This window comes from Candidatus Pelagibacter sp. HIMB1509 (genome assembly GCF_052047855.1).
In the GTDB taxonomy this organism is placed as follows: Bacteria; Pseudomonadota; Alphaproteobacteria; order Pelagibacterales; family Pelagibacteraceae; genus Pelagibacter.
In genome coordinates, this window is record NZ_JBNAIU010000001.1 from 320,482 (window position 1) to 335,886 (window position 15,405).

General features: G+C 30.8%; 15 protein-coding genes. 8 read left to right on the forward strand and 7 right to left on the reverse strand.

What is annotated here, in order from left to right:
* The first annotated feature begins 5 nt into the window (after nucleotides 1–5).
* The 8 genes from odhB to atpC all read left to right on the forward strand — a co-directional run bounded on the left by odhB (nucleotide 6) and on the right by atpC (nucleotide 9,580).
* On the forward strand, nucleotides 6–1,307 hold the full coding sequence (odhB, locus tag ACTTBO_RS01660) for a 2-oxoglutarate dehydrogenase complex dihydrolipoyllysine-residue succinyltransferase (protein WP_262589891.1): 1,302 nt from the start codon (nucleotides 6–8) through the stop codon (nucleotides 1,305–1,307).
* A complete protein-coding gene (lpdA, locus tag ACTTBO_RS01665) occupies nucleotides 1,308–2,708 on the forward strand; it encodes a dihydrolipoyl dehydrogenase (RefSeq protein ID WP_262589889.1) in 1,401 nt (466 codons plus the stop codon).
* A gap of 22 nt (nucleotides 2,709–2,730) precedes the next feature.
* Nucleotides 2,731–4,686, forward strand: coding sequence for a replication restart helicase PriA (gene priA / locus ACTTBO_RS01670; protein ID WP_440655970.1), 1,956 nt, complete (start codon nucleotides 2,731–2,733; stop codon nucleotides 4,684–4,686).
* Nucleotides 4,687–4,794: 108 nt separating this feature from the next.
* Nucleotides 4,795–5,352, forward strand: a complete 558-nt coding sequence (atpH, locus tag ACTTBO_RS01675) for an ATP synthase F1 subunit delta (RefSeq protein ID WP_075506074.1) — start codon at nucleotides 4,795–4,797, stop codon at nucleotides 5,350–5,352.
* A complete protein-coding gene (atpA, locus tag ACTTBO_RS01680) occupies nucleotides 5,353–6,888 on the forward strand; it encodes a F0F1 ATP synthase subunit alpha (RefSeq protein ID WP_262589886.1) in 1,536 nt (511 codons plus the stop codon).
* 6 nt (nucleotides 6,889–6,894) lie between these two features.
* A complete protein-coding gene (locus ACTTBO_RS01685) occupies nucleotides 6,895–7,767 on the forward strand; it encodes a F0F1 ATP synthase subunit gamma (RefSeq protein WP_440655971.1) in 873 nt (290 codons plus the stop codon).
* 2 nt (nucleotides 7,768–7,769) lie between these two features.
* On the forward strand, nucleotides 7,770–9,188 hold the full coding sequence (gene atpD, locus ACTTBO_RS01690) for a F0F1 ATP synthase subunit beta (protein WP_262589885.1): 1,419 nt from the start codon (nucleotides 7,770–7,772) through the stop codon (nucleotides 9,186–9,188).
* On the forward strand, nucleotides 9,188–9,580 hold the full coding sequence (gene atpC, locus ACTTBO_RS01695; protein ID WP_440655972.1) for an ATP synthase F1 subunit epsilon: 393 nt from the start codon (nucleotides 9,188–9,190) through the stop codon (nucleotides 9,578–9,580). Before atpD ends, atpC begins: the two co-directional genes overlap by 1 nt.
* On the opposite strand, the gene ACTTBO_RS01700 is transcribed toward atpC, so the two are convergent.
* Genes ACTTBO_RS01700 through cgtA form a run of 7 tightly spaced genes read right to left on the reverse strand, consistent with a single transcriptional unit; the run spans nucleotide 9,573 to nucleotide 15,405 of the window.
* Complete coding sequence (locus ACTTBO_RS01700) at nucleotides 9,573–10,049, reverse strand: RNA pyrophosphohydrolase (protein WP_440655973.1); 477 nt, start codon at nucleotides 10,047–10,049, stop codon at nucleotides 9,573–9,575. The two genes, atpC and ACTTBO_RS01700, sit on opposite strands and share 8 nt — an antisense overlap.
* A gap of 1 nt (nucleotide 10,050) precedes the next feature.
* Complete coding sequence (locus ACTTBO_RS01705; RefSeq protein ID WP_440655975.1) at nucleotides 10,051–11,187, reverse strand: S41 family peptidase; 1,137 nt, start codon at nucleotides 11,185–11,187, stop codon at nucleotides 10,051–10,053.
* Nucleotides 11,184–11,534, reverse strand: a complete 351-nt coding sequence (gene rsfS / locus ACTTBO_RS01710) for a ribosome silencing factor (protein WP_075506496.1) — start codon at nucleotides 11,532–11,534, stop codon at nucleotides 11,184–11,186. Before rsfS ends, ACTTBO_RS01705 begins: the two co-directional genes overlap by 4 nt.
* Nucleotides 11,535–11,551: 17 nt before the next feature.
* Nucleotides 11,552–12,079 (reverse strand): nicotinate (nicotinamide) nucleotide adenylyltransferase, encoded by a 528-nt coding sequence (nadD, locus tag ACTTBO_RS01715; protein WP_440657124.1) that lies wholly within the window; start codon nucleotides 12,077–12,079, stop codon nucleotides 11,552–11,554.
* Nucleotides 12,075–13,325: a glutamate-5-semialdehyde dehydrogenase gene (locus ACTTBO_RS01720; protein WP_440655977.1), complete on the reverse strand. Its 1,251-nt coding sequence runs from the start codon at nucleotides 13,323–13,325 to the stop codon at nucleotides 12,075–12,077. The genes nadD and ACTTBO_RS01720 overlap by 5 nt, the downstream gene beginning before the upstream one ends.
* Nucleotides 13,326–14,432: a glutamate 5-kinase gene (gene proB, locus ACTTBO_RS01725; RefSeq protein ID WP_440655979.1), complete on the reverse strand. Its 1,107-nt coding sequence runs from the start codon at nucleotides 14,430–14,432 to the stop codon at nucleotides 13,326–13,328.
* Nucleotides 14,422–15,405 carry an Obg family GTPase CgtA gene (gene cgtA / locus ACTTBO_RS01730; protein WP_262589877.1) on the reverse strand — a complete coding sequence of 328 codons (984 nt, stop codon included), beginning with the start codon at nucleotides 15,403–15,405 and terminating at the stop codon, nucleotides 14,422–14,424. Before cgtA ends, proB begins: the two co-directional genes overlap by 11 nt.

The window sequence follows — 15,405 nt, forward strand, 5'->3', positions numbered from 1 at the left end:
TTATAATGAGTGAAAAAATAGTAGTTCCAGTACTTGGTGAGAGTATTACAGAAGCAACGGTTGCAAAATGGTTAAAAAAAACTGGAGATGCAGTTGAAGCTGATGAACCAATTGTAGAACTTGAAACTGACAAAGTTAATTTAGAAGTCCCATCACCAATAACTGGTGTTTTAACAGAAATTAATTCACAAGATGGCTCCACAGTGGAAGTTGGAGCTTTATTAGGTTCTGTTTCAGAAAATGGTTCAGCAAAAGTGATACCAACTGAAAAAAAAGAGGAACCCAAACAAGTTGAAGAAGCTCCTCCTGAAAACAATGTAATAAAATTAGATACAAATAAAAAAGAACCAGAAATTTTTGAAGATAAAAAAACAGAAATTCAAAAACCTAAGCCCTTAGTTTTGACTGAGGAAGTAGCACCAAAACCAGCGCCAGTAATAGATAATAAAAATGATACTTTGTCTCCTGCTGTCAGAAAAATTGTTACTGAAAATAATATTGATGTTAATTCAGTTCAAGGTTCAGGAAAAAATGGTCAGGTTTTAAAAGGAGATTTAATTGGTCTAATGGGAGCAAATCCAAAACCATCAGAGAGAAAAATTCAATATGGTCAAGAAGAACGAATTAAAATGACCAGACTAAGACAGACAATTGCTAAGAGATTAAAACAAGCTCAAGAAAATGCTGCATTACTTACAACTTTTAACGAAGTTGACATGACAAATATAATGGAAATGAGAAAAGAAAATCAACAAGACTTTCAAAGTAGATATGGAATTAAATTAGGCTTCATGTCATTCTTTGTTAAAGCATGTGTAGTGGCCTTGAAACATTTCCCTGCTGTTAATGCTGAAATTGATGGCGATGAAATTATATATAAAAACTATTATAATATTAGTTTTGCTGTAGGTACGGATAAAGGTTTAGTTGTTCCAGTTTTAAGAAATGCAGATGAGCTTTCATTTGCAGATATTGAAAAAAATATCAAAGATATTTCTGAAAAAGCTAGAGATGGAAAATTAACAATTGAAGATTTACAAGGAGGAACATTTACTATCAGTAATGGTGGTGTGTATGGATCAATGTTATCAACTCCAATTCTAAACTTACCTCAATCAGGTGTTCTAGGTATGCACAACATTGTAGAGCGCCCTGTGGTAGTAGAAGGTGAAATAAAAATAAGACCTATCATGTATTTAGCTCTTTCTTATGATCACAGAATTATTGATGGCAAAGAATCTGTTTCTTTCTTAAAAATGATTAAAGAAAATCTAGAAGATCCTAGAAGATTATTTTTGGATATTTAAATGTCGGAAAAATTTCAAGCTGTAGTTATTGGAGGAGGGCCTGGTGGTTATGTTTGTGCAATTAGGCTTGCACAATTAGGTTTGAAAACAGCATGCATAGAGTCTAGAGGTTCACTAGGTGGAACTTGCTTAAATGTTGGCTGTATACCATCAAAAAGTTTATTAAATCTCTCTGAAGAATTTCATAAAGTAAAAAATTTATCCAATAAGGGTATCGAGATAGGTGAGGTGAAACTTAATCTTGAAAAGATGATGAAAAGTAAAGATAAAGCTGTAACAATATTGACCAAAGGTGTTGAATTTCTTTTAAAAAAAAACAAAGTTACTTATTTTAAGGGTCACGGAAGCTTTAAATCAAAAAATCAAATCTTAATTAAAGATGATAAGAATAATGAGACAATTATTGAATCAGAAAAAACAGTAATAGCAACCGGATCTGTACCAGTTTCATTACCTGGAATTGATATTGATGAAAAAGTAATTGTTTCCTCTACAGGGGCCTTAAAATTAGAAAAAGTACCAAATAAAATGGTCGTGGTTGGAGGTGGCTACATTGGTTTAGAGATGGGTTCAGTTTGGTCAAGATTAGGTTCGGAAGTTCAGGTTGTAGAATTCTTAGATCATATTACACCTGGAATGGATAAAGAAATTTCGTCTGAGTTTATGAAAATTTTAAAAAAACAAGGTATTAAATTTAATATGCAAAACAAAGTTGAAACAATTCAGAAAAATAACAACGGAGCAGTTGTTTCAACAGTAGATAAAGATGGCAATAAAAATAATTTTGAATGTGATGTGGTATTAATTTCTGTTGGAAGAAAGCCAAATACGGATGGACTAAATTTAGATGCAGTAGGAATTGATTTAGATGAAAGAAAAAGAATAAAAACTGACAAAACTTTTAAAACAAATGTCGAAAATATTTTTGCTATTGGCGATGTAATAGTAGGACCAATGCTTGCTCATAAAGCTGAAGATGAAGGAATTGCAGTTGCAGAAAATATTGCAGGACAATCTGGACATGTTAATTATGATACAATACCTGGTGTTGTGTATACTACTCCAGAAGTTGCATCTATAGGAAAAACAGAAGAACAATTAAAAGAACTTAATCAAAAGTATAAAGTTGGTAAATTTTCATTTATGGCAAATTCTAGAGCTAAAGCAATTGATGATGCTGAGGGATTTGTAAAAATATTAGCAGATGAGCAAACAGACAAAGTATTAGGAGCTCATATTATAGGTCCTCATGCAGGAGAGTTAATCGCTGAAATAGGTGTAGCTATGGAATTTGGTGCAAGTTCAGAAGATATAGCAAGAACATGTCATGCCCACCCAACTTTTTCAGAAGCAGTTAAAGAAGCTGCATTATCAGTAGATAAAAGAGCAATACACTCTTAATTTTTTTTCATATTATAAAAATATGAAATTTCCGATTCTTTTACCTAATATTTTTGATCATCCATTTACTTATGAAAGTAGTATTGATCTCGAATTGGGAGACTATGTGGAAGTTCCTTTTGGTAAATCAAAAATTACAGGTGTAGTTTGGGATGAATTTGAAAAAAATAGCAACAAAACGTTTAAAATAAAAAAAGTTTTGAGGAAGTTAGATGTGACTCCTCTAAAAAAAAATACTATTAAATTTTTAAACTGGTTTTCAGAGTACAATATTATTCCAAAAGGAATGGCTCTAAAGCTTATTTTATTAAGTAGTCATGCAATAGAAAATAAGGAGCTAAGTTCTTATAATAATTTTAAAAGTGAGATTAAAAATACATCTATAAAATTAACCAAAGATCAAATCAAAGCATATGAGGAAATGGTAAGCACTAACCAAAATTTTAGAGTACATGTGTTACAAGGAACAACAGGATCAGGTAAAACTCTTGTGTATTTTGAAGCTTTAAAAAACCTTATAAAACAAGGATATCAGGGGTTAATTTTGTTACCTGAAATAGGTTTAACAGGTCAATTTGAAAAAAAATTTAATGAATATTTTGGTTTTAATGCGGCTGTGTGGCACTCAGGAGTTTCAAAAAAAAAGAAAGAATTAATTTGGAGTGGAATATCAAATGGAGAAGTTAAAGTAATTATAGGAGCAAGATCATCATTATTTTTACCTTTTAAAAATCTAGGTATGATAATTGTAGATGAAGAGCATGATCAATCATTTAAACAAGATGAAGGTGTAACTTATAACGCACGAGATATGGCAATTTCTAGAGCTTCATTTGAAAATATACCAGTTAATTTAGTAACAGCTGTTCCATCAATTGAAACTTTTGAAAATATTCAAAAAGGAAAATATTCTTTATCAAGACTTACAGAGAGGTATAAAAATGCTTCATTACCAAATTATGAAATTATAGATCTTAATAAAACTAAACTTGAAAAACAATCTTGGTTATCAGATAAAATAATTGAAAAAGTAAATTTTCACCTTGAGAGAAAAGATCAGGTTTTATTTTTTTTAAATAGAAGAGGTTTTTCACCTCATGCGTTGTGCAAAAATTGTTTAACTAGCTATTCTTGTCCAAATTGTACTATCAACCTTGTTTATCATAAAAATAAAAATAATTTATTATGTCACTATTGTGGTTTTAAAACTGATTTAAAAAGAGATTGCTCAAAAGAGGGTGAATGTAATTTTGTCTTTAGTGGACCTGGTGTAGAGAGGATATCTGAGGAAGTTAAAAAAAAATTTCCTAATAAGGAAGTTGAAATTTTTTCAAGTGATACAATGAATAAAAAAGACTCATCAAGCAAATTAGAAAGAATTATAAATAATCAAACCGAGATATTAGTTGGTACACAATTAATTTCTAAAGGATTTCACTTTCCAAGTTTAAATTGCATTGTTGTTGTTGATATTGATTTATCAGCTAACGGAAATGATTTAAGAGGAGCTGAAAAAAATTTGCAGTTATATCATCAGTTATCAGGAAGAGCTGGAAGAACAGGAAAACCTGCAACAGTATATTTTCAAACCTATAACAATAATAAAAATATGATTTTAGAAATTACAAATAAAAATCCTGATATATTTTTAAAAAGAGAACTGGAAATTAGAAAAAAAAATAAACTTCCACCTTATCAAAGATTTATTTCTCTGATTATGACTGGTGAAAATCAAAAAAAATTAGAAAAAGAGGCTTATGACTTTAAAAATTATTTAGAAAACAATATCGAGGGGAATATATTAGGTCCAGTTGAAGCTCCTATATTTAGACTAAAAAGAAATTTTAGAGTCAGATTTTTAATTAGAGGCTCAAAATCTATGAAACTGCAAAATGCTATTGCAAAATCAGTTCCAAAATACAAATTTCCAAAAGGAATAAAACTTTCAGTTGATGTTGATCCAATTAACTTCAATTAGGCCCAAAAAAGAGGACTTTTTCGTCAATCAGTCACTTGAAGACATAAAGGTCATATGCTAATTAGAGCGTGATTTTTAAATAATCTTCAACATTTTAGAGGTATCAAGTTGAGCAAAGACACAGGATTTTCAATTACTTCAGCAGAAAGGTATTCACTTGCGCTTTATGAATTATCTACTGAAAGCAATGTTACATCCCAGATAGAAGAGCAGTCACTCTCAGTTCTAAAATTGCTAGAACAAAGCCAAGATTTTTCAAATTTAATAAAAGATCCAACTACAAGCCAAGATGATTTATTAAAAGTAGTTAATACAATCTCAGAAAATTATAAATTTGATCAATTGTTAAAAAATTTTTTAAGTTTTTTAATTCAAAAGAGAAGGTTCTTTTTTGTAGAAAGAATTCTTAAAAGTTTCATCGAGATCTGTTCAGAAAAAAGGGGAGAACTAAAAGCCGAATTAAGATCTGCTAAACAATTATCTAATGAAGAAATTAAACAAATTACGGAAGAATTAACTAAAAACTTTAGTTCAAAAATAAAATTAAACTACAAACATGATGAAAGTTTAATAGGAGGTTTAGTAGTACAGGTAGGGAGTACTATGGTTGACACCTCAATTAAAAGTAAATTACAACAAATCGAAAATAGAATGATAGAGGCATAAATGGAAATAAATCCTTCAGAAGTTACAAAAATATTAAAAGAACAAATAAAAAATTTTGGAGATAAAGCAGAGGTTACTGAGGTAGGTCAGGTTTTATCAGTTGGTGATGGTATCGCTAGAATTTACGGTCTTGACAATGTTCAGGCTGGAGAGATGGTTGAATTTTCTGATGGCTCTAAAGGTATGGCCCTAAACTTAGAGAGCGAAAACGTTGGTGTTGTAATTTTTGGTGATGACAGAAATGTTAAAGAAGGTGATGTTGTAAAAAGAACTGGAAAAATTGTTGATACGCCAGTTGGAAAAGAGTTACTAGGTAGAGTAGTAGATGGTTTAGGAAATCCAATTGATGGCAAGGGTGCATTAGATAAAAGTGTACAAAAGAGCAGAGTAGAGGTTAAGGCTCCTGGAATTATCCCTAGACAATCAGTTAATGAACCAATGCAAACAGGTTTAAAATCAATTGATAGTTTGGTTCCAATCGGAAGAGGACAAAGGGAATTAATCATTGGTGATAGACAAACAGGAAAAACTGCTGTTGCAGTTGATGCAATCATAAACCAAAAAAAGATCAATGAATCAGGCGATGAAAAACAAAAATTATATTGTATTTATGTTGCTGTAGGTCAGAAAAGATCAACTGTTAGACAAATTCAAAAAACTTTAGAGGAAGCTGGTGCAATGGAATACACAACAATTGTTGCTGCAACAGCATCAGACTCGGCACCACTTCAGTTTTTAGCTCCATATACTGGTTGTGCTATGGGTGAATATTTCAGAGATAATGGAATGCACGCGTTGATTATTTATGATGATTTATCAAAACAAGCAGTTGCTTACAGACAAATGTCACTTTTACTTAGAAGACCTCCAGGACGTGAGGCTTATCCAGGAGATGTATTCTATTTACACAGTAGATTATTAGAAAGAGCTGCAAAATTGAGTGATGAACATGGCGGAGGATCTTTAACAGCACTTCCAATTATTGAAACTCAAGGTGGAGACGTATCTGCATTTATTCCAACAAATGTAATTTCAATTACGGATGGTCAGATTTTCTTAGAAACTGAATTATTCAACCAAGGAATAAGACCTGCAATTAACGTTGGTTTATCAGTTTCAAGGGTAGGCTCATCTGCACAAACTAAAGCGATGAAAAAAGTTTCAGGATCCATGAAACTTGAGCTTGCTCAATATAGAGAGATGGCAGCATTTGCTCAATTTGGTTCAGATTTAGATGCTTCTACTCAGCAGTTATTGAATAGAGGATCAAAATTAACTGAGCTTTTAAAACAAAAGCAATATTCTCCAATGACAGTTGCTGAACAAGTAATTTCAGTTTTCTGTGGTGTTAAAGGATATCTTGATGATATCGATTTAAAAGATGTTGCAGGTTTTGAAAGTAAGATCATTGAGAAATGTAAATCAGAAAAACCTGAGATTATTGAGTCGATACAAAGTTCAGGAAAACTTGAAGAGGATAAAGAAAAGTTATTAGTTGAACTGATTACTCAATTAAAGGAAACCCTTAAATCTTAATTTGATATGGCAAGTTTAGACGACCTAAAAAAAAGAATAGCTAGTGTAAAATCTACACAAAAGATTACTAAGGCTATGAAAATGGTTGCAGCTGCAAAATTAAGAAAAGCACAAGAAAGTGCTGAAAAAGGACGACCTTATTCAGAAAAAATGAACAATGTAATTTTAAACCTTTCTAGTGGAATTTCAGATAAAGAAAATGCACCAAAGTTATTAGCTGGTACAGGACAAGACAAAGTTCATCTTTGTGTTGTTATGACATCAGATAGAGGTCTATGTGGTGGGTTTAATTCCAACATAATTAAGAAAGCAAAAAGTTACTTTTCTAAAATTTTAGATGAGAATAAAGAGCTTAAAATTATCACTGTAGGTTCAAAAGGCAATGACCAGCTTAAGAGAATTTATGGTGATAAAATAATTGAAAATATTTCATTTAAAGAGTCGAAAAATGCAAATTATTTTGATGCAGATAAGGTAGGAAAAATTATTATTGAAAAATTTGAAGCAGGTGAATTTGATGTTTGTACAATTTTTTACAATAAATTTAAAAATGTAATTACACAAATCCCACAGGCTCAACAAATAATTCCTTTAAATGATGAGGAAAGTGAAAATAGTTCAGATGAAAGTTACGAATTTGAACCAGATGAAGATGAAATTTTAAGCAATTTGTTGCCAAAAAATATTTCAACGCAAATATTTAAGGCAATGTTAGAGAATTCAGCTAGCGAACAAGGATCCAGAATGAGTGCAATGGATAATGCAACCCGAAACGCAGGTGAAATGGTTGACAAACTTACTATCGAATATAATAGAAGTCGTCAGGCAGCAATTACTAAAGAACTAATAGAAATCATATCAGGAGCAGAAAGTTTATAATTATGAGCAAAGGAATAATCACACAAGTTATTGGAGCGGTAGTAGACGTAAAATTTGAGGGAGAATTACCGGAAATTTTAACAGCATTAGAATGTAAAAATGGTGACAATAGATTGGTTTTAGAGGTTGCTCAGCACTTAGGAGAAACTACTGTAAGAACTATCGCAATGGATGCTACTGAAGGATTGAAAAGAGGAGATGAAGTTGTAAATACGAATGCTCCTATCCAGGTACCTGTTGGACCAGAAACACTAGGTAGAATTATTAATGTAATTGGTGAGCCAATTGACGAAAGAGGTGAGGTTAAAACTAAAGAAAGCTGGCCTATTCACAGAGCTGCGCCTGAATTTAATGATCAATCAACTGAAACTGAAATATTAGTTACTGGTATTAAAGTTATCGACTTATTAGCGCCATATGCCAAAGGAGGAAAAATTGGACTATTCGGAGGTGCTGGTGTTGGTAAGACAGTTTTGATTATGGAATTGATTAACAATGTTGCAAAAGCACATGGTGGATTTTCAGTTTTTGCTGGAGTTGGAGAAAGAACTAGAGAAGGAAATGATCTTTACCATGAGATGATGGAATCTGGAGTAATTAAGCAAGATGGCCCTGGTTCTAAAGCTGCACTGGTTTATGGACAAATGAATGAACCCCCAGGAGCAAGAGCAAGAGTTGCTTTAACTGGATTAACAGTTGCAGAATATTTTAGAGATCAAGAAGGACAAGACGTTTTATTCTTCGTTGATAATATTTTTAGATTTACTCAAGCTGGTTCAGAGGTATCTGCTTTATTAGGTAGAATTCCTTCAGCTGTAGGATATCAGCCTACATTAGCCACTGATATGGGTAATCTTCAAGAAAGAATTACAACAACAAACAAAGGATCAATTACTTCTGTGCAAGCGATTTATGTTCCAGCTGATGACTTGACTGATCCAGCGCCTGCAACATCATTTGCTCACTTGGATGCTACTACTGTACTTTCAAGACAAATAGCTGAAATTGGTATTTATCCTGCAGTAGACCCATTAGATTCTACTTCAAGAATTTTAGATCCAAGAATAGTTGGTGATGAGCACTATAGAGTTGCGAGAGATGTACAAAGGATTTTACAATCTTATAAATCACTTCAGGATATTATTGCTATCCTTGGTATGGATGAATTATCTGAGGAAGATAAATTAGTTGTAGCAAGAGCAAGAAAGATTCAAAGATTTTTATCTCAACCATTCTTTGTTGCGGAAGTATTTACAGGTTCACCAGGAAAATTAGTTGATCTTGAATCTACAATCAAAGGATTTGATGCAATCTGTAAGGGTGAATATGATCACTTACCAGAAGCAGCTTTTTACATGGTCGGTACAATTGAAGAGGCTATTGAAAAAGCTCAAAAAATGGAAAAAGAAGCTGCAGCTTAATGAGCGAAGAATTTAAAATTGAGATAGTAAATCCTGAAAAATCTTTTTTGGTCAAAGAAGATGTATCGGAAGTAGTAGTACCTGCTTTTGAGGGAGAAATGGGGATATTAAAAGATCATATTTCAATTATCTCATTTTTAAAACCAGGTATTATCAAAGTAAGTTCAAAATCTGGTGATGAAAATTATTATGTTGAGGATGGTATAGTAGAGTTTAAAAATAATAATTTATCTATTCTAACTAGCTCAATTTATAATTTGTCTGATATGGATAAATCTGTTCAACAGGATTTACTGAAAAAAGCTGAACAAGAGGCTGGAAAGTCAGATATTAATGATCAAGCTAAATATTTAGTAGATCAAAAAATTGAAGTTTTAAAAACTCTTAATTAAGAATTTTTTTTACTTTATCTTTAACTTCTTTGTACACGTGTAGTTTAAAATCAACCACTAAATCTGTAATTTTATCTAGCTCTACCCATTTCCACTCTAAAAACTCAGGGTGTTTAGTTTTGATATTTATTTCACTATCTGACCCAACAAATCTCATTAAAAACCATTTTTGTTTTTGACCTCTGTACTTTCCTTTCCAAATCAAACCAAGCAATCTATCTGGAAGTTCATAAGTTATAGTCCCGTCTAATTCTTTAATCAATTCGACACTCTTAATACTAGTTTCCTCTTCTAATTCCCTGTAAGCAGCTTTTAAAAAATCCTCACCTTCATCCACACCGCCTTGGGGCATTTGCCAAAAATTTTTGGGGTTATCTATTCTTTTGGCAACAAATACTTTGTTATCATTATTTAACACAACAATTCCAACTCCACTTCTTAGTGGAAGATTATACAAATCTTTTTTCATTTTATCCGTTGAGTAATTTAATTGCGTAATTTAATTGATTATCAGTTTCAGTTCTTATTTTAAAATTATCACCTTCTTCATTCACTTCAATGTCTGGACGTACACCAACCTCAGATATAGATTTTCCAGATGGAAGATAATATTTTGCAACAGTTAATCGTATTGCGCCTCTATTTTTAAGAGGAATAATAGATTGAACTGAACCTTTGCCATAACTGTTTTCACCTACAACAATTGCTCTTTTGTGATCTTTTAAAGCTCCTGCAACAATTTCTGATGCTGAAGCTGATCCATAATTTATCAGTACTAATAATGTTTTTCCGTCAGTTATGTCTCCTTTTTTTGCAAACCATTTTCTATTATCAGATTTTTTTCTACTTTTAGTGGAGACAATTTCACCATTTTCTAAAAAGAAATCAGATATTCTTATTGCTTGGTTTAGTAATCCACCTGGATTATTTCTTAAATCCAAAATAAATGAATTAAGATTTTTATTTTTTTTTAATTTCTTTATTTGTTTTTCTATTTGATCACTACTGTTTTCATTAAATGAAGTTAATCTAATATAGCCGATATTTTCTTCTAATAACTCTGACTTAACTGATTGAATTTCAATTATCTCTCTAGTGATATTAAATGTTAGTGCTTTTTTTTCTCCTCTTCGTCTAACTGTTAATTCTATACTTGAACCTACTGGGCCTCGCATTAAATCAACAGCCTCACTTAGAGATTTCCCTTGAACTTGGGTATCATTAATTTTCACAATGTAATCACCAGCTTTTAATCCAGCTTTTGACGCTGGTGTGTCATCAATAGGTGAAATAACTTTAACAACTCCTGCTTCCATACTTACCTCAATTCCTAGGCCACCAAATTCACCGCTAGTTTCAGTTTGCATTTCCTCCAGAATTTCAGGAGACATATAAGAGGAATAAGGGTCTAAAGATTGAAGTAAGCCATTGATAGCAGAGTCCATGCTTTCAGATTGATTGATCTCATCAATATATTCTCTATTTATTTTTTCTAAAACCTCGCCAAATAAATCTATCTTTTTGTAAATATCTACTTCAGAAGAGTTTGCTGAACTTAAATAAAAAAATGATAAAAAAATAATTGAGCAATATTTGATTATTTTCATATCATTACTTTTTCTTTAGGAATAAATTCTGACCAGATTTTTTCTAATTCATAAAATTTTCTTTTCTCTGGATGAAAAATATGAACGATTAGATCTATACCGTCTACCAATTTCCATTCACCACTTTCTTTACCTTCAATTTTAGAGTCTTTAATTCCATTATCTTTAAGCTTTTCTAACACTTGTTCAGATAAAGACTGTATATGTCTAGATGATGTACCGCTTGCTATTATCATATAATCTGCCATCGAACTTTTATCTTTTAGATCAATAGTTACTATGTCTTCAGCTTTGTTAAGATCTAATGTGGTGATTACAATTTCTTTGAGATCTGAAATTTTATCCATTAATTAAATTTAGACTATCAAATTTTTCTTAATTGAGAAGATGAAATGTTGACTTTATTAAACTCTATGAATTTGAGGGTGGTATTACCGAGAGCCCTAAATGTCTTTGATTTTAATGAGTTTTTTTTATAGCCATGTCTATCGAAAACTAAAATATTACATTTTTGTGAAATAGATTTTGATTTATACCATTTGTGAAAATTTATTAAGTTATCTGCTCCCATTAAAAAATAGATTTCAATATTTTTATTTTTTTTCAAATGATTAATTAAATCGATTGTTTTATTTGAATTAATTTTATTTTCGTAAAATCTCACTTTTATAAATGAATTTTTACCAATAATTTTTTTACAGAATTTTATTCTTTCAGTAACTGAGGTTTTGCTCTCGTTTTTAAATGGATTTTTTTTTGTGATTGCCCAAATAATGTTTTTAAGCTCAAATCTTTTTTTTGCTTCTTTTGAAATTGCTAGATGACCTTTATGAGCAGGATCAAATGATCCTCCTAAAATTCCTATTTTTGTCTTATTTGATTTCAAATTAATTTCTTATTTTACCGTTACTTGTAATTTGATACTTGTATGAAACAAGTTGATTAAGTCCTACAGGCCCTCTCGGTGGTAGTACATTGGTAGAAATTCCAACTTCTCCTCCAAACCCAAATTCACCTCCATCTGCAAATTGAGTTGAAGTGTTATGCATAGCAATAGAGCTTTTGACCTCTTTTAGAAATTGATTAGCTGTTTTTTTGTTTTTTGTAATTATTGAGTCTGTATGCATTGTTCCATACTTATTAATATGATTTATAGCTTCACTGAGGTTGTTTACTATTTTAACGGAAACTGCTGAGCTTAAATATTCTGTAGACCAATCTTTTTCAGTAGCTTTAAAAATTTTACCTTTATAAAATTTAGCCAAAGTCTTTTCTCCATAAATTTTACAACCATTTTTTTCTAAATTACTCAGGATTGTATTGCTAAATTTTTTAACAATATTTTTATGTAGAATAATGGTTTCGGTCGCCCCACATATGCTGGTGTTTCTTAATTTTGCGTTAGTAACAACTCTATTTGCCATCTTTAATTCAGCATCTTTGTCGACATATGTATGACAAATACCCTCAAGATGACCAATTATAGGAACCTTAGAAAGTTCTTGAACTTTTCTTACAAGATTTTTTCCACCACGTGGGATTATAACATCAATATATTCTTTCATTTTGGAAAGCATTACATCAACCATCTTTCTGTTTTTAGATTCTATAAATTGTATAAAGTTTTCATCTACTTTATTTTTTTTGAGCGCTTTTCTAAATAGTTTTGATAAAATTTTATTTGAATTGATTGCCTCAGAACCTCCTCTTAAGATTACTGCATTACCTGATTTGAAACATAAACCCGCAACATCTGATGTAACATTTGGCCTACTTTCATAAATTACACCAATAACTCCTATTGGAATTGATACTCTACTAATATTTAATCCATTAGGTCTTTTCCACTTTTCTAGAACATGATTAATGGGATCTTTAAATTTAATAATACTAATAATAGAATTTCTGATGTCGTTTATTTTTTTCTCATTTAAATGAAGTCTATTAATTAAATTTTCTTTTAATCCTATTTTTTTTGCGTAATTAATATCTTTAGTATTTTCTTTAATTATTAAACCTTTGTTTTCGTTAAGCATTTTGGCATAGGAGGCTAAAACACTATTTTTAACTTTTGTGTCTATTTTATATTGACTTGCTTTTCTTGCTCTTTTACCGATTAAATTCATATAATTATTCATTTATACTTCTACCATATCATCTTTATGAATAACTTCAGATTTTGCAACATACCCAAGTAATTTTTGAATTTCATTCGAATGGTGTCCCATAATTTTTTTTACTTCATCAGAAGAAAAAGAACTTAAACCCCTAGCACATTCATTATTTTTTTTATCTAAAACCTTTATATGATCACCTTTGTTAAATCTTCCTGATACATTTTTAATACCTGCAGCTAGTAAACTTTTTCCAAGCTTTAACGCTTTTTTGGCTCCATCATCAATTACAATATTTCCTTTAGGTGCAATTGAGCTAATTATCCATTTTTTTCTAGCATGAAGTTTAGAGACCTTTGGGCTGAACCATGTACAATTATTTTTTTCAATAATTTTTGAAATAGGATTTGAATACAGTCCGTTTGCAATAATCATACTGCTGCCAGCTAATTGACAAATTTTAGCAGCTTCAATTTTTGTTTGCATTCCTCCACTTCCATATTCATTAATTCCTTTGATATTAATTTCTTTTAAGTCTTTGTTTATATCATTTACTATTTTTATTAGTTTAGCGTCTTTATTTACTTTTGGATTTTTTGTAAAAAGGCCATCTACATCTGAAAGTAAAATTAATGTATCAGCGTTTGTAATTTGAGCTACTCTAGATGCCAATCTATCATTATCTCCATATTTTATTTCAGTTGTTGCAATTGTATCATTCTCATTAACAACTGGGATAAATCCAAGTTCGAATAAATTTTCGAATGTTCTTTTGGCATTTAAGGATCTTCTTCGCTTCTCTGTATCTTCTAGAGTTAGCAAAATTTGTGAAATATTTAATTTGAATTTTGAGAAGGTCTGAGAGAATAAATTCATTAGTTCAATTTGGCCAATAGAGGCAATTGCTTGACTTTTATCTAACTTAATATTTTTTTTGTTAAAATTCATTTTTTTACATCCAAGAGCGATAGCACCTGAACTAACAATGACTATTTTTTGATTTTTATCTTTTAGTTTTTTGATGTCCCTCGCAAAGCTTGAAAGCCATTTTTTTCTAATTTTTTTATTTTCATCAACTAATAAAGATGAACCAATTTTAATAACAATAATTTTGGAGTTTTTAAGATACATAGGATAATAATTTTGCCTTAATTTTTGAAACCGACTCTTTATTTAAAGTTGTCATAGTCATTATCTCACAATTTTTATCTTTAGAGAAATCATCAATTACATCTTTAGCTGTGTCTTCATCAATTAAATCTATTTTGTTAAACACAATTAACTCTCTCTTTTCAAGCATTTTAGAACTGTAATTTTTAAGTTCATTTTTAACCTGATCATAAGATTCCTTAAGATCAAGATTGGTAATATCAATTAAATGTAATAAAGATTTGCATCTTTCTATATGTTTTAAAAATTGTATCCCAAGTCCAACACCTTCATGGGCACCTTCTACTAATCCTGGTATATCGGCTATTGTGATTTCTTTATCATCATAGCTAGCAACACCTAAGTTAGGATTAAGTGTTGTAAATTTATAATTAGCAATTTTAGGATTTGCGTTTGTAAGTGCTGCCAACAAACTTGATTTTCCTGCGTTAGGTAATCCAATAATTCCGATATCAGCTATTGTTTTAAGTTGTAACCAAATTGTAAACTCTTCTCCCAAAGTTCCTTTCGTAAATTTTCTTGGAGCTCTGTTTGTAGAACTTTTAAATCTAGTATTTCCCAAACCACCTTTGCCACCATTAGCTGCAATGTACTCTTCTCCTTTTTTGTTAAAATCAAATAATAGAGTTTTGTTATCTTCTTCAAATACCTGGGTTCCAAGAGGAACTTTTAAAACCAAATCATCACCACTTTTACCTGTTCGATTTTGACCAGAACCATTCTCTCCACGCTGAGCTTTATGATGTTGTTGATATCTGTAATCAATTAAAGTGTTTAAGTTTTCTTCTGATTTTAAAATGATAGAACCACCCCTGCCTCCATCACCTCCATCAGGTCCCCCAAACTCAACATACTTTTCTCTTCTAAAACTTGGTGAACCGTCACCGCCGTTTCCAGCCTTAATATAAATTTTAACTTGATCGAGAAATTTCAT